Genomic DNA, 13,865 nt, shown 5'->3' with positions numbered 1-13,865 from the left:
CACTCCTGCGCGGGGCGCGCCGGAACCGGGGGAAGGCGGTCCGGCGCGCGAGGGGGATGACGGTGCGGCGGGCGGCGCTTACTTGCTGAGCCAGACCTGGAAGCGCTTGCCGATCTCGTCGCCGTTGTCGGCCCAGAAGCCGGCGTCGATCTGCAGCGGCCGCTTGAAGTTGGCGGGCGCGGTGGGCAGGTCGGGCAGGCGGTCCTTCGCGATCAGCGGCAGCGAATCCTTGCGCGGCGGCGCGTAGGCGATGTACTTCGTCAGATCGGCGAACGCCTGCGGCTGCGACGCGAACGCGATGAACTTCTTGGCCGTGTCGGCGTGTTTCGCGCCCTTCGGCACGCCCCACCATTCGTAGTCGTACACCTGGCCGTCCCAGACGATCTTGAACGGCTTGTGATCCTGGTGCACGGCGCTGTCGATGCGGCCGTTGTAGGCCTGCACCATCGTCACCGCGCCGTCGGCCAGCAACTGCGGCGCCTGCGCGCCGGCTTCCCACCACACGATGCTCGACTTGATGGTGTCGAGCTTCTTGAACGCGCGGTCGAGGCCGGCCGGCGTGGCGAGCGTCTTGTAGACGTCGGCGGGCGCGACGCCGTCGGCGATCAGCGCCCATTCGAGCGTGACCTTCGGCGATTTGCGCAGCCCGCGCTTGCCCGGGAATGTCTTGAGGTCGAAGAAATCGGCGATGCGGGTGGGCGGCGTCTTCAGCTTGCTGGCGTCGTAGGCGTATACGGTCGACCACACCATCGCGGCCACCGAGCAATCGCGCAGCGCGCCGGGCAGGAAGTCGGCGGTCTTGCCGAGCGTCTTCGGGTCGATCTTCTCGAGCAGGCCTTCGTCGCACGCGTTGATCGCGTCGTTGGTCTCCATGTCGATCAGGTCCCAGGTCGGGTTCTTCGCCTGCTCCATGGCCTGCAGCTTGGCGAGGCCGCCGTCGTACGATTCGGTCGTGAAGCCGGTGCCGGTCTTGGCCGTGTAGGGCTCGAACCAGGCGTGGCGCGCGGCCTGCTCGTAGGCACCGCCGAACGTGACGACGGACAGCGTGTCGGCGGCCTGCGACAGCGCGGGCAGCACGGCGAAGCTGGCGGCAACGGCGGCGAGGATGCCGCGGGCGGCGAGGCGTGCGGTCGGTTTTTTCATTTCGTGACTCCGGAGGCGAGAGGCAGGGCAGGGGACGGGACGGCGGAAACGGAAGCGGAAGCGTCGGGATGAACCGGAGCGGCGGGGCGCGGTGTCGTGGCGGCGGTCGCGGCCAGCACCTTGCAGTCGTCGCGGCGCCAGGCCACGCGCGCGGTCGCGCCGATCGGCGGCAGGTCGACGAGGCGCGTGTTCGGCACCTTGACCACCAGCGGCTGGCCGCCGGGCAGTTGCAGATGCACGCGATGGTGATCGCCGCAATACACGAGCTCGTGCACGCGCGCTTCAAGCGTGTTCGCGCCGTTACCCGCTGGCGGATCGCCGGCCGCCGCGATCCACGCGCGTTCGGGGCGCAGCGCGAGCGTGGCGGCGTCGCCGGCGGCCAGGCCCGGGCCGACGCGGCCCACCACGGCGCCGCCGGCGCCGTCGATCGCGAGCGTCGCCAGTTCGCCGTCGATGGCGCTCACGCGCCCCGTCAGGCCGTTGTTCTCGCCAACGAAATTGGCGACGAACGCGTTCTGCGCGTTCTCGTAGAGTTCGGTCGGCGCGGCCGCCTGCTGGATGCGCCCGTCCGAGAACACGGCGACGCGATCCGACATGGTCAGCGCCTCGTTCTGGTCGTGCGTCACGTAGACGATCGTCAACGCCAGCTCGCGATGGAGCCGCATGATTTCGTACTGCATGGTTTCGCGCAGCCGCTTGTCGAGCGCGCCGAGCGGCTCGTCCATCAGCACCACGCTCGGCTCGAACACCAGCGCGCGCGCCAGCGCCACGCGCTGCTGCTGGCCGCCCGACAGTTGCGACGGGCGGCGCCCGCCCAGATGCGACAGCTCCACCATCTCCAGCGCGCGCTGCGTGCGCTGCTTCTGCTCGGCGCGCGGCACCTTGCGCACCGACAGCGGGAACGCCACGTTCTCGGCGATCGTCATGTGCGGAAACAGCGCGTAGTTCTGGAACACCATGCCGATGTCGCGCTGGTGCGGCAGCTTGTGATCGAGCCGCTGGCCGTCGAGCAGGATGCTGCCGTCGGTCGGCGTTTCGAAGCCGGCCAGCATCATCAGCGTGGTGGTCTTGCCCGAGCCGGACGGCCCGAGCAGCGAGACGAATTCGCCGCGCGCGATGTCGAGGTCCAGGCCGTCGACGACCGATTGCCGGCCGTCGTAGGACTTGCTGACGCCGACGAACGAAATGAAGGGGGAGCTGGGCATCGTGGGGTCGGGTGGGCTGGGTCGATGAAGGGGCGGCCGAATGCGCGGCTGAATGGGCTGGCTCAGGCGGCCGCGACGCGCGCGGCCAGATAGCGCGCGAAGTCGTAGTTCGGCCGTTCGAGATGGCTCAGGTGGCCCGGCGCGGCCAGCGGTGCCTGCACGCCGCGGAACACCGCCTCCACGCCGCGCCGGTCCTCGGCGTTGACTGCGTCGAGCAGCGCCTTGAGCGTGGCCATGTATTCGGCTGCCTTCGGATCGTTGACGAATTCGGGGGCCAGGCCGCCGCCGAAGCGGATCTGCACGCGGCCCACGCCGAGCGGCTGCAGCACGAGGTACCAGAAATAGCCGGGCGTCAGCGTGATCAGGTGATTCGGATAGATCGCGAGCAGGGCCGTGGTGCGGCGCCAGTGGCCTTCGAGGCGATGGTTGTCGGGGTGCGCGTTGCCGATCGGCAGCGTCGCTTCCTTGGTGATCCAGTGATAGTTGAACGCGGGCAGGCCCGGCGGGCAGGCCATCTCTTCGAGCTTCGAGTGCGGGCCGACCGTCGCGCGATGCAGCATCGGCAGGTGGTAGCTCTCCATGAAGTTCTCGGCGAGCAGCTTCCAGTTGGTGTCCCAGACATGTTCCTCGTGGAAGGTTTCCACGTAGTCGCCCATGCCGTAGGCCTCGATCAGCGTCGTCAGGTCGGCCAGTTGCTCGGCCACGGGCGGCGCGGCGTCGTTCAGCGTCAGGTAGATCCAGCCTTGCCATTGCTCGCAGCGCACCGCCGGCAATGTGTAGTTTTCCTTACAAAAACCGGCCTGCCGATCCATCAGCGGCGCGCCGGCCAGCGCGCCGTCGAGCGTGTAGTTCCAGGCGTGATACGGGCACACGATGCGGCGCACGTTGCCGCGCCCTTCGAGCAGCACCGACATGCGATGCAGGCACACGTTCGAGAACGCGCGCAGCGCGCCGTCCTCGCCGCGCAGCACCGCCACCGGCTGGCCGCCGAGATCGGCGCTCAGGTAATCGCCGGGCTGGGCCAGCGACGCGGCGCGGCCCACGCACAGCCAATCCTCGCGAAACACCGTGCGCTGCTCGCGCGCCAGGAACGCCGGCGACGTGTAGACGCCGGGCGGCATCGCGCGCGCATCGTCGAAATCGCGTGCGCAATTGGCCTGCAAGGCGCGGACGATCTCGTCCGCGGTATCCGGGGCATCGGTGGGGCGGGTCATGGTCTTCCGTCGCTTCGTTCGGGGTGCTTGAGAACGAATCTAACAAGTCAAATTGCCAGCCAAAATATTCTTTTCGGATGTAACAGCCAGTTTTTTCCTATGCAGCCACCGGGGCGCGATCGTGCAATTCGGGGATGCATTGCTCGCAGAATTGCGCGAAGCGCGTGACGAGCTGGCGCGGCTTCATGCTGCGCGACATCGCGATGCCGAGCGTGGTGGCCGTGACCGGATCGCGGAACGGCCGGATCGCGAAACTGCCGCCGTCCACGGTGCTGGTGGAGCGCAGCGGGAAATTGAGGATGCTGTAGCCGAGCCCGTTGGCCACCATGCCGCGCACCACTTCGGGCTGCGACGAGCGGAACGCCGGCACCGGCCGCTGGCCGAGCGGCGCGAACAGCGCGGCGAAGTATTCGCGGCTGTGCGGCAGGTCGAGCAGCACGTACGGTTCGTCGAGCAGGTCTTCCAGCGCCACGTCGGCCGCGCGCGCGAGGCGGTGGCCGTGGGGCAGGATCACGTACGGCGGCAGCGTCACCAGCGGCGTGAACGCCACGTCGTCGCTGAGGTCGAGGCTGTAGGTCAGCGCGATATCGAGCGTGCCGTCGTCGAGCGCGCCGAGCAGGTCGTCCTGGTGCGCCTCGAACGTGCGAAAGCCGATCGCGCCATGCTCGGCCACGAAGCGGCTCATGACGGCCGGCATCAGCGGCGGCGCGAGCGAGATCAGGCAGCCGAGCGCGATGGTGCCCGACATGCCGCCTTCCATGTCGCGCGCGGCCGTCTGCAACTCCTCGGCATTCTTCAGCAGGTTGCGCGCCTGGCCGAGCATGTCGCGCCCGGCGGGCGTCAGCGACAGGCCGCTCGCGTGATGGCGGATGAACAACTGGATGCCGAACGACGCTTCGAGTTCTGCGATCGAGGTCGAGATCGACGGCTGGGAGATGTGGAGCTGGCGCGCGGCCGCGGTGAACGACAGCGCCTCGGCCGTCACGACGAAATAGCGCAACTGCCGCAGCGAGTAGCGCAGCGGGACGTTTTCCATGAAGCACGCTCCGGTCGGCCTGGGTGTCTGGGGGCAACGATGGGCCGATTGTGGGCGGACAGAAATGTTTCGCCTAGCCGAAAACAATCCCGGCGCCGCGCGCTGCAGCGCGCCGCGAGATGCGCTAGTGTTCGGGGCTGCGCCGGCCCGCGCGTCGCACGGGCGCGGCTTTCCTTCCGCCTTCCAGGAGCCCCGCGTGAGCGTGTCCCACGAATCCCCGTACCACTATTACGAACCGGCCTCGGGCCACGGCCTCGCGCACGATCCGTTCAACGCGATCGTCGGGCCGCGCCCGATCGGCTGGATTTCCAGCGTCGACGCCGAAGGCCGCCCGAACCTCGCGCCGTACAGCTTCTTCAACGGCTTCAACTACCGGCCGCCGATCGTCGGCTTCGCGAGCCTGGGCTGGAAGGACAGCGTCGCCAATATCGACGCGACCGGCGAGTTCGTCTGGAACCTCACCACGCGCGCGCTCGTCGAGCAGATGAACATCAGTTGCGCGCCGCTGCCGCGCGGCGAGAGCGAGGCGGCCGTGGCGCGGCTCGAGCTGGCGCCGTCGCAGCGCGTGCGCGCGCCGCGCGTGGCGGCCAGCCCGGTGCATTTCGAATGCCGCAAGACGCAGATCGTGCGCCTGAGCGACGCGGCCGGCGGCGAACTGGGCACCTGGCTGGTGCTGGGCGAGGTGGTAGCCGTGCATATCCGCCGCGAGCTGCTGCGCGACGGCGTGTATCGCACCGCCGAGGCGCGGCCGGTGCTGCGCGCCGGCGGGCCGGGCGATTACGCGGTGATCGAGCCGGCCTCGATGTTCGAGCTGCTGCGCCCGCAATCGCCCGAGGAAGCCGAGCAGATGGGCCAGGCGTTCGGGCACAGCGGCAACTGAGCGGGCGCGTTCAGCGCGCCGGCATCTTCTGCACGAGCTCGATGATCTTGCGGGTGGGGATGCTGACCGCGAGCGTGGCGAAGCGCGTGCGGCCGAACCAGCGCGCGCCGGTGATCTCGTTGCTGGCGATGGCCTTGCGGCCGCGCGGCACGTCGGCGATGAAGACGTGATGGCGCTTGTTCAGGCCGCCGAACTGGAACGCGTAGTGCAACACGAGGCCGTCGAGATGGGTTTCCTCGTACAGCTCGCGGCTGGCGGCGTCGAGCGGGCTCTCGCCGGCGTGGATCGTGCCGCCGGGCAAGGCCCAGCGCGAACGCGGGCGGGTGACCAGCAGGATCTTGTTGGCGCGGCGGCACAGGACGGTGGCGCGTTCTTTCATCGTTATTCGTGGTCGGTCTGGCAACGGCGGCCGGCGGGTGACGCCGGCTGGGCTGCTGCATCGCGCCGCCGCGTTCTGCGCGGCGGCGCGTATCGGTCATCGGGCGGGACGGGCCGCCGCGCTCGGCGCGGCGCCGCCCGCGTGCGGCTTACTGAAACAGGTCGAGCACGGGCCAGCCGCGTTCGGCCGCCACGGCGCGCAGTTGCGCGTCGGGGTTGGTCGCGACGGGATCGGTGACCTGCTCGAGCAGCGGCAGGTCGTTGATCGAATCGCTGTAGAAATAACTGCGCGGGAACGCATCGAGGCGGTGGCCGAGCGAATCGAGCCATTGCTCGGTGCGCGTGATCTTGCCTTCGCGGAACGACGGCACGCCCACCGGCGCGCCCGTGTAGCGCGCGGCCGGATCGCCGCCCTCGGTGGCCAGCTCGATCGCGAGCAGGTGCTCGAAGCCGAGCGCGCGGCCGATCGGCTCGGTCACGAACGCGTTCGAGGCGGTGACGATGCAGCACAGGTCGCCCGCGTCGCGATGCTGCGCGATCAGCCGGCGCGCGGCCGGAAGAATGGCCGGCTCGATCACGTCGGCCATGTAGCGCGCGTGCCAGCCGTCGAGCTGTTCGCGCGAATGGCGGGCCAGCGGCGCGAGCGCGACGCGCAGATAGCCGTCGAGATCGAGCGAGCCGGCGGCGTAGTCGCGATAGAGGCGGTCGATCGAGGCCACGTGTTCGGCCGCGCCGTCGATGCCGATGCGCGCGAGAAAATGCGCCCACGACTGATCGCTGTCGAGCGGCAGCAGGGTGTGATCGAGATCGAACAGCGCGAGGTGACGGCTCATCGGACTTCCTGACGACGGGGGCGGACGGCTTGGCGGACAACGCCGCGGCGAGCCGTGACCGGGCAAGCCGAAAAGCCTAACGAGAAAATCCCGAATCGGCAAATCAGCAAATATCTGCAACCGGCTGTCATCCACCTGTCATCGGGGTTTGGCGGGCCGGCGCACGACGCCGTGCGGTACGCCGGTATTGGCCGTGTGGGGTTTTGTGGCGTTCGGGCGGGCCGTGCGCGCGCGTCCGGACGCGCCGGCAGGTTTTTCGACGACCGTTGTTTCAGCGCCGCAGATCGCTGGCCGGGCAACGGTTTCCGGCGGACGCCGCGGCAGCGGAAATGAAAATCGGGCGCCGCATCTCGCGATGCGTGCGCCCGATTCTTGAAGCGGCCGGCGGCCGGCGATCGGTTGCGTTCGGCGCTTTCAGCCCCGCGACGCGGCCCCGCCCGCTGGCGCCGTCGCGCGCTGCGTGACGCGCGCCAGGTAGGCCACGCACAGCAGCGCGGCCGCCAGCAGCGCGAGCCCATAGCCGGCCACGGCGTGCCAGCCGCCGTCCTGCCAGAACTGGCCGCCCCACGAGCCGAGCACGCTCGAGCCGACGTAGTACGACAGCAGATAGAGCGCCGACGCGTAGCTCTTGCCGCCCTGCGCGAGCAGGCCCACCCAGCTGCTGGCCACCGAATGCGTGATGAAGAAGCCGATCGTCAGCAGCGCGATGCCCAGGATCACCACCGTCAGCGCGCCGTCGAGCGTCAGCGCCACGCCCACGGCGCTGGTCAGCACGCCGCACACGATCACCGGCGCGCGGCCGAAGCGGTCGGCCAGCGCGCCGGCCGTCGACGAAGCCGCGATGCCGAACACGTAGGCGCTGAAGATCAGGCCGGTGCGCGTGGCGTCGAGCGAGAACGGCGGCGCCATCAGGCGGAAGCCCGCGTAGTTGTAGACGGTGACGAACTCGCCCATCGCCAGGAAGCCGATCGCGAACACGGCCGGCAGCGCGGCGTGCGCGAGCTGGCGTTTCCACTGCGCGACGTGCTCGCCGATCCGCACCCCGGCGCGCGGCGCGAAGTGGCGCGAGGCCGGCAGCAGCAGCGCGAAGCCCACCGCCACGGCCAGATCGATCGCGCCGATCCACTGCATCGCGGCGCGCCACGACATCCAGTCGCTCAGCACGCTCATGCCGACCCGGCCGATCATCCCGCCGAACGCGGTGCCGCCCACGTAGAGGCCCATCGACAACCCGAGCCCGCGCGGCTGGATCTCCTCGGCCAGATACGCCATCGCGGTGGCGGGCACCCCGCCCAGCACGAAGCCTTCGAGCGCGCGCGCGACCAGCACGCCGTTCCAGCTCGGCATCCAGGCCGCCACCAGGTTCAGCGCGGCGGCCAGCGCCATCGACACGAACATCAGCCGCCGCCGGCTCAGGCGCTCGGACAACGCGCTGGCGGCCAGGATCGAGAACGCCAGGAAGCCGGTGGACAGCGACAGCGCGAGCGAGCTTTGCGCCGCGCCGATCGAGAAGCTTTGCGAGAACAGCGGCAGCAGCGGCTGCACGCAGTAGAGCAGCGAGAACGTCGAGAAGCCGGCCAGGAACAGCGCGAGGCTGATGCGGCGGTAATCGGCGCTGCCGGGGGCGACGCGCGTGTCGGCGTCCGAAGCGGGGGCGGGAACGGGTTGCATGAGGCGGAACCGGGGTGCATGACGACAGCCACGATTGTCCGCGCCGCTAGTTATACTGTCCAATATATGAAACGGATCAAAGAAAGACGTTTCACAGATACCTCTTCGGCCGCCGGCCCACCGCCCATGGAACTCCGTCATCTCCGCTATTTCCTCGCGATCGCCGAGGCACTGAACGTCACGCGCGCGGCCGAGCGGCTCGGCATCGGTCAGCCGCCGCTGAGCCAGCAGATCCGCAATCTCGAACGCGAGCTCGGCGTCGACCTGTTCCGGCGCACCGCGCACGGCGTGCTGCTGACCAGCGCGGGCGAGGCGTTTCGCGTCGAGGCGGTGCGTGTGCTGGAGGACGCCGCGCGCGCCCGGCGCGCCGCGCAGCAGGCCGGCAACGGCGAAACCGGCAGCCTGCGGCTCGGCTTCACGGCTTCGGCCGTGTTCAACCCGGTGGTGCCGGCGCTGATCCAGCGTTTCAAGGCCGCCTATCCGGGCGTGGATGTGACGCTCGACGAGGCGAACTCGCCGAGCCTCGTGCAGCGGCTGCTCGACGAGCGGCTCGACGCCGTGTTCGTGCGGCCCGGCGCGGTGGCGGTGGACGGCGTCGCGCTGCGGCCGTTCCCCGACGAGCCGATGAAGCTCGTGGTGCCGGCCACCCATGCGTTCGCGAAGCGGCGGCGCGTGGCGCTCGAGGCGCTGGCCGCCGAGGCGTTCGTGCTGGTGCCGGGGCCGGCCGGCGCGACGCTCTATGCCGAGATCGTCGACGCGTGCCGGCGCGCGGGCTTCACGCCGCGGCTCGCGCAGGAAGCGCCGCAGATCTCGTCGGTGATCAATCTTGTGGCGGCCGGGCTCGGGCTGTCGATTGTGCCGGCTGCGTTCGAGCAGGTGCGCGTGCAGGGCGTGCGCTATCTCGACATCGACGGCATGCCGGCCGTCGCGCGCCTCGCGCTGGCCACGCGCGAACGCGAGCGCGAGGCGGTGGTCGCGAACCTGGTGGGCCTGCTGTAGCGGGCGCCGAACCGGCGCGGCCGCGTCAGAGCGGCTGTGCCTGCGTGATGCCCGAGGCGCGCACGAACTTGCCCGCGCCGAGATGGTGGATCGTGTGCAGCGCGGTGTTGGCGTCGTCGAAATGCCAGTGGCCGTTCGCGAACACGCGGCTGTCGGCGGCGGCCGAGACGACTTCGCAGAAGCAGGTGTCGTAGGCATCCTCGGTGTGGCGCTCGGGGATCAGCCGGCATTCGAGCCAGGCCGCGCAGTGCGTCTCGATCACCGGCACGCCGAGTTCGGGGCCGGGGCGCGCGTCGATGCCGTAGCGCGCGAATTTGTCCTCGTCGCGGCCGCTGGCGCTGCCCACCGCGAACGTCAGGTCGAGCGAGGCGAAGCCCGGGATCACGATGCCGAACACGCCGCTGGCCGCGATCAGTTCGCGCGTGAAGGTGTTCTTGTCGATCACCACGGCCAGGCGCGGCGGCGTGAATTCCACCGGCATCGACCACGCGGCGGCCATCACGTCGCGGCGTTCGCCGTGGCGGCTCGTGACGAGCACGGTGGGGCCGTGGTTCAGCAGGCGGCTGGCGTGGTCGAGGCGAACGGGAGCGAAATGGGTCATGGCGGCGGGCGGGAAGGGGTGGGGGAAGCGGACGATTCTACCGGCGCGGCGCGCTTCGCGAGCGGATGGGGCCTGGAGGATCGGCCCAGCGAATCGGCCGGGCAAATCGGCGAGGGGATTCGGATGAGCGAGTCGGATAAGGATGCGGATAAGCGATTCGGATCAGCGATTCGGATAAGATACGGCCCGCCCATCATTACCGAACCCTCGGAGCACGCCGTGATTCAACCGACCCCCGTCTTCAAGGACAACCTCGCGCAACTGCCGGCCATCGACGGCATCGAACGGATCGACCTCGTCGATGCCGGCGGCAGCGTCGTTTCGACGATCGAAAACAAGCCGGGCAAGCAAGGCTCGCTCGCGGTCTATCACTATCTGCAACAGGCGTTCGGCAAGCTCGACGCCGCGGCGGCCGAGCACGGCCTCGCGGTGTTCGGCGAGCACACGGCCGACGCGCGCAACCGCCCGGGCGCGCACCCGAACGTCGATCGTCTGCTGGACGTGGCAGGCGGCGCGCCCGCGCTGCGCATCGACGTGATCGCCGCAGCCTGAGCGCTGCGCGGTGCGAGGCGCGGCGGGTTTCACGCCGCCGCTTCGCATCGTCAAGGGCTGCCTGGCGTTGCGCCGCAGCCCATGGCGTGCCGCCCGGTCGAACGGGCGGCCGCTCCCGCCCGGTTTTTCTTTTACACCGCCGACCCGGCCGTGGCCGGCGTTTCGTTCGCCGCACCGCTCGCCACGCCGAATTCGCCGTCGAGCCAGCGCTGCACCACGCCCGGCAGTTCCGTCATCCGTTCGAACGTCGCGTGCACGCCGATCTCGAGCAGCGCCGCGCGCCGTTCGTCGGGCGCATGCGCGCTGCCGGTGAAGCCGAGCACCGTCATGCCGGCCGCGAGCGCGGCGCGCGCGCCGGTCACGCTGTCCTCGATCACGGCGCAGCCCGACGGCGGCACCTGCAAGGTTTCCGATGCGGCCAGATAGACGTCCGGCGCCGGCTTCGGGCGCGCCACGCGCTCGCCGGTGAACAGGCGGCCGCCGAACACCGCGTCGAGGCCGACGCGCTTGACCACGCGTTCGACGTAATCGAGATCGCTGTTGCTCGCGCAGGCCAGCCGCAGCGAGATCGACTTGAGCGCCTCGACCGCGCCCGGAATTTCGGGTGCGTGGGCGGCGTTGGTGCGGATGTCTTCGCGGATCGAGTGGATCTCGTCCTCGCTGATGGTGCGGCCGAGCGTCTTGCCGGCCTCGGTCAGCACGACGGCGGTGCGCATGCCGAGCAGCGGGCGGATCGCGTCGTGGACGCCTTCGACCTGCCAGAGCGCCTCCAGGCGTTCGATGACGATGCGCTCGGCAATCGCCTCGCTGTCGACGAGCACGCCGTCGCAATCGCTGATCAGGGCGCGATCCGCGCGCAGCGGGGAAGAGGTGGGGGCTTGCATGAGGTTCTCCTGCGGTAACCGGCCATGATACCGGTAAGGCCGTGCGGCCGGCGCACCCGGCGCCGGCAGGTTCTTGTCACGGCGCGACCTGGCCGGACGATGGTGCATTGCACCAGAACATTTGATCGGCAATCAAGCAAAAGATCGTATCGTGATTGTGGGATGAAATCGACGGTGCAGTGCCGTTTGAATTGCGAGGCGGCCTGTTCGACGATAAATCGACGTTTCGTCCGTCATTGCGAACAAATGAATCGATTCGTTTGCAGTTGATGCGGTTTCATCGCGCATCGGTGCGATTTTCCATGGGCGCTCGCCATCCGTTTCCGCGCGATGAAAGCGCGCGATTCTTGACTCGGAATCAAGGCTCTTTCCCGTCCCGCCGGCTTTTTGCAGGGCAGCATTGCGGGCACACTGCGTACACGTCAAATTGCGGGCGCAAATCGGCCCGTGTTTTCACCGCGCTTTTACAGGACCGCCGCCATGAACGCTTCCTCCTCTCCCGCCGCGTCGGCGCCGAGCTCGACCTTGCCGCTGCTAGCGCTGGCCGTCGGCGCGTTCGGCATCGGCACCACCGAGTTCTCGCCGATGGGCCTGCTGCCCGTGATCGCCGAAGGCGTTCACGTCTCGATTCCGAGCGCCGGCATGCTGATCAGCGCCTACGCGATCGGCGTGATGGTCGGCGCGCCGATCATGACGCTGCTGCTCGCGCGCGCCTCGCGCCGCACCGCGCTCGTGCTGCTGATGAGCATCTTCACGATCGGCAACCTGCTGTCGGCCGTCGCGCCCGACTACACCACGCTGCTGCTCGCGCGGCTCGTGACGAGCCTGAACCACGGCGCGTTCTTCGGCATCGGCTCGGTGGTGGCCGCCTCGCTCGTGCCGCGCGAGCGCCAGGCCAGCGCGGTGGCCACGATGTTCATGGGGCTGACGATCGCCAACGTCGGCGGCGTGCCGGCCGCCACCTGGCTCGGCCAGATGATCGGCTGGCGGATGTCGTTCGTCGCCACCTCCGGGCTGGGCGTGCTGGCCATGGCCGGGCTGCTCGCGGCGCTGCCGAAGGGCGAGGCGGGCCGCATGCCGGACGTGCGCGCCGAACTGGCCGTGCTGACGCGCCCGGTCGTGCTCGGCGCGATGGCCACCACGGTGCTCGGCGCGGGCTCGATGTTCACGCTCTACACCTATGTCGCGCCGGCGCTCGAACACCTGACGCACGCGTCGCCGGGCTTCGTCACGGCGATGCTGGTGCTGATCGGCGTGGGCTTCTCGATCGGCAACGTGGCGGGCGGACGCCTGGCCGATCGCTCGCTCGAAGGCAGCCTGATCGCGTTCCTGCTGGTGTTGATCGTCGTGATGGCGGCGTTTCCGGTGCTGGCCGCGACGCATCTGGGTGCGGCGCTGGCGCTGCTCGTCTGGGGCGCGGGCGCGTTCGCGGTGGTGCCGCCGCTGCAGATGCGCGTGATGCGCGCCGCGTCCGAAGCGCCGGGGCTGGCTGCGTCGGTCAACGTCGGGGCGTTCAATCTCGGCAATGCGCTCGGCGCGGCGGCCGGCGGCGCGGCGCTGTCGTCGGGGCTCGGGTATGCGGCCGTGCCGGTGGTGGGCGCGGGGATCGCGACGCTCGGGCTGCTGCTGGTGCTGTCGCAGATGCGTCGCCGGGCGGCTCCGGCCGCGTGCTGATGGCCGATTGCGGCGCCTGAGGCGCGGGCTGGTTTAGCGGTTTTCTGCCTGGACGGCGGTGCGTGCGACGCGCCGCCGTTTTTCTTTTGGCGCGGACGAATTCGGGTGGAGAACGACGAAGGCGCGAAGGCCGTGAAGCAGGCGGGTTATTGACCCGAGGCGGCGGAAGCGGGGGCGGACGGTGCCGAAGCCGGTTGCGCGGCGGCGGCTTCGCTTGCGGCGGCGGGTGACGATGCGGCGCTGGCCGGGGCGGCGGCCGATGCGGAAATGGCGGCGCTGGCGCTCGATGCCGGTGCGGCAGCGGCGGTGCTGGCGTGTTGTGCCGGGGCTGCGGCGCTGGTGTTCTGCGTCGGGGCGCTGGCCGAGGTGACGGCGCTGGCGTTCTGTGCAGGCGCGGCGGTCGAGGTGGCAGCGCTGGCGTTTTGTGTCGGAGCGTTGGCCGAGGCGGCAGCGCTGGCGTTCTGTGCAGGCGCGGCGGTCGATGCGGCAACTGCAGCCGATGTGGCCGCAGCGGGGGCGGTTGCCGCTGCGCTCGATGCCGGAGCCGGATTGGCGTTCGGTGCGGCGGCGGTAGCCGGTGCCACAGCCGGATGCGGCGCGGCGACCGGTGCCGCCGCTGCATTCGACGCCGCCGGTGCCGCGGCAGCCGCCTTGACCGGTGTGGCCTGCGGCACCGGCGCATTGCCCGCTGCCGATTGATTGCCGTTCGGATAAACGGTCGCCGACGCGCTCGGCGTCAGGTTCACGGCGCCCTCCACCGGCACGCTCGCAGCGCCGACCTGGGCCGCCGCCGAC

At 70.0% G+C, this 13,865-nt stretch carries 14 protein-coding genes; 4 read left to right on the top strand and 10 right to left on the bottom strand.

What is annotated here, in order from left to right; all coding sequences use genetic code 11:
• Nucleotides 1-78: 78 nt before the first annotated feature.
• From G3N92_RS22290 to G3N92_RS22275, 4 genes are all read right to left on the bottom strand, one after another.
• On the bottom strand, nt 79-1,143 hold the full coding sequence (locus G3N92_RS22290) for an ABC transporter substrate-binding protein (protein WP_206129749.1): 1,065 nt from the start codon (nt 1,141-1,143) through the stop codon (nt 79-81).
• Entirely contained in the window at nt 1,140-2,348 is a 1,209-nt protein-coding gene (locus G3N92_RS22285; protein WP_206129748.1) for an ABC transporter ATP-binding protein, read from the bottom strand. The genes G3N92_RS22290 and G3N92_RS22285 overlap by 4 nt, the downstream gene beginning before the upstream one ends.
• Before the next feature lie 62 nt (nt 2,349-2,410).
• Nucleotides 2,411-3,562, bottom strand: a complete 1,152-nt coding sequence (locus G3N92_RS22280; protein ID WP_206129747.1) for an SRPBCC family protein — start codon at nt 3,560-3,562, stop codon at nt 2,411-2,413.
• 97 nt (nt 3,563-3,659) lie between these two features.
• A complete protein-coding gene (locus tag G3N92_RS22275) occupies nt 3,660-4,598 on the bottom strand; it encodes a LysR family transcriptional regulator (RefSeq protein WP_206129746.1) in 939 nt (312 codons plus the stop codon).
• Between the two features lie 196 nt (nt 4,599-4,794).
• Between G3N92_RS22275 and G3N92_RS22270 the strand changes: the two genes are divergently transcribed.
• Complete coding sequence (locus G3N92_RS22270; RefSeq protein WP_206129745.1) at nt 4,795-5,478, top strand: flavin reductase family protein; 684 nt, start codon at nt 4,795-4,797, stop codon at nt 5,476-5,478.
• A gap of 10 nt (nt 5,479-5,488) precedes the next feature.
• On the opposite strand, the gene G3N92_RS22265 is transcribed toward G3N92_RS22270, so the two are convergent.
• The 3 genes from G3N92_RS22265 to G3N92_RS22255 all read right to left on the bottom strand — a co-directional run bounded on the left by G3N92_RS22265 (nt 5,489) and on the right by G3N92_RS22255 (nt 8,360).
• Nucleotides 5,489-5,857: an NUDIX domain-containing protein gene (locus G3N92_RS22265; protein WP_206129744.1), complete on the bottom strand. Its 369-nt coding sequence runs from the start codon at nt 5,855-5,857 to the stop codon at nt 5,489-5,491.
• Between the two features lie 148 nt (nt 5,858-6,005).
• On the bottom strand, nt 6,006-6,689 hold the full coding sequence (locus G3N92_RS22260; protein ID WP_206129743.1) for an HAD family hydrolase: 684 nt from the start codon (nt 6,687-6,689) through the stop codon (nt 6,006-6,008).
• A gap of 414 nt (nt 6,690-7,103) precedes the next feature.
• Nucleotides 7,104-8,360, bottom strand: a complete 1,257-nt coding sequence (locus G3N92_RS22255) for an MFS transporter (protein ID WP_206129742.1) — start codon at nt 8,358-8,360, stop codon at nt 7,104-7,106.
• Between the two features lie 126 nt (nt 8,361-8,486).
• On the opposite strand from G3N92_RS22255, the gene G3N92_RS22250 reads away from it, so the two are divergent.
• Entirely contained in the window at nt 8,487-9,359 is an 873-nt protein-coding gene (locus tag G3N92_RS22250; protein ID WP_206129741.1) for a LysR family transcriptional regulator, read from the top strand.
• A 25-nt stretch (nt 9,360-9,384) separates the two neighbouring features.
• On the opposite strand, the gene G3N92_RS22245 is transcribed toward G3N92_RS22250, so the two are convergent.
• Nucleotides 9,385-9,960 carry a flavin reductase family protein gene (locus G3N92_RS22245; RefSeq protein ID WP_206129740.1) on the bottom strand — a complete coding sequence of 192 codons (576 nt, stop codon included), beginning with the start codon at nt 9,958-9,960 and terminating at the stop codon, nt 9,385-9,387.
• Between the two features lie 219 nt (nt 9,961-10,179).
• Between G3N92_RS22245 and G3N92_RS22240 the strand changes: the two genes are divergently transcribed.
• On the top strand, nt 10,180-10,512 hold the full coding sequence (locus G3N92_RS22240) for a DUF2322 family protein (protein WP_206129739.1): 333 nt from the start codon (nt 10,180-10,182) through the stop codon (nt 10,510-10,512).
• A gap of 131 nt (nt 10,513-10,643) precedes the next feature.
• On the opposite strand, the gene G3N92_RS22235 is transcribed toward G3N92_RS22240, so the two are convergent.
• On the bottom strand, nt 10,644-11,396 hold the full coding sequence (locus tag G3N92_RS22235) for an HAD family phosphatase (RefSeq protein ID WP_206129738.1): 753 nt from the start codon (nt 11,394-11,396) through the stop codon (nt 10,644-10,646).
• A gap of 480 nt (nt 11,397-11,876) precedes the next feature.
• Between G3N92_RS22235 and G3N92_RS22230 the strand changes: the two genes are divergently transcribed.
• The gene (locus G3N92_RS22230) at nt 11,877-13,070 is read left to right on the top strand and encodes an MFS transporter (protein WP_206129737.1); all 1,194 of its coding nucleotides are present in this window, start codon (nt 11,877-11,879) and stop codon (nt 13,068-13,070) included.
• A 33-nt stretch (nt 13,071-13,103) separates the two neighbouring features.
• Here G3N92_RS22230 and G3N92_RS22225 read toward each other — a convergent pair.
• Nucleotides 13,104-13,865: hypothetical protein (locus G3N92_RS22225; protein WP_206129736.1), on the bottom strand; the 762-nt coding region annotated here is incomplete at its 5' end.

The organism is Burkholderia sp. Ac-20379 (genome assembly GCF_017104645.1).
Classification (GTDB): Bacteria; Pseudomonadota; Gammaproteobacteria; order Burkholderiales; family Burkholderiaceae; genus Burkholderia.
Note: the sequence above shows the minus strand (reverse complement) of the source record. Positions and strands in the feature narration are given on the sequence as shown.

Excerpts from the sequence above, each read along its gene's own strand:
- G3N92_RS22290 (WP_206129749.1), bottom strand. The coding sequence starts at position 1,143 with ATGAAAAAACCGACCGCACGCCTCGCCGCCCGCGGCATCCTCGCCGCC.
- G3N92_RS22285 (WP_206129748.1), bottom strand. The coding sequence starts at position 2,348 with ATGCCCAGCTCCCCCTTCATTTCGTTCGTCGGCGTCAGCAAGTCCTAC.
- G3N92_RS22280 (WP_206129747.1), bottom strand. The coding sequence starts at position 3,562 with ATGACCCGCCCCACCGATGCCCCGGATACCGCGGACGAGATCGTCCGC.
- G3N92_RS22275 (WP_206129746.1), bottom strand. The coding sequence starts at position 4,598 with ATGGAAAACGTCCCGCTGCGCTACTCGCTGCGGCAGTTGCGCTATTTC.
- G3N92_RS22265 (WP_206129744.1), bottom strand. The coding sequence starts at position 5,857 with ATGAAAGAACGCGCCACCGTCCTGTGCCGCCGCGCCAACAAGATCCTG.
- G3N92_RS22260 (WP_206129743.1), bottom strand. The coding sequence starts at position 6,689 with ATGAGCCGTCACCTCGCGCTGTTCGATCTCGATCACACCCTGCTGCCG.
- G3N92_RS22255 (WP_206129742.1), bottom strand. The coding sequence starts at position 8,360 with ATGCAACCCGTTCCCGCCCCCGCTTCGGACGCCGACACGCGCGTCGCC.
- G3N92_RS22250 (WP_206129741.1), top strand. The coding sequence starts at position 8,487 with ATGGAACTCCGTCATCTCCGCTATTTCCTCGCGATCGCCGAGGCACTG.
- G3N92_RS22245 (WP_206129740.1), bottom strand. The coding sequence starts at position 9,960 with ATGACCCATTTCGCTCCCGTTCGCCTCGACCACGCCAGCCGCCTGCTG.
- G3N92_RS22235 (WP_206129738.1), bottom strand. The coding sequence starts at position 11,396 with ATGCAAGCCCCCACCTCTTCCCCGCTGCGCGCGGATCGCGCCCTGATC.
- G3N92_RS22230 (WP_206129737.1), top strand. The coding sequence starts at position 11,877 with ATGAACGCTTCCTCCTCTCCCGCCGCGTCGGCGCCGAGCTCGACCTTG.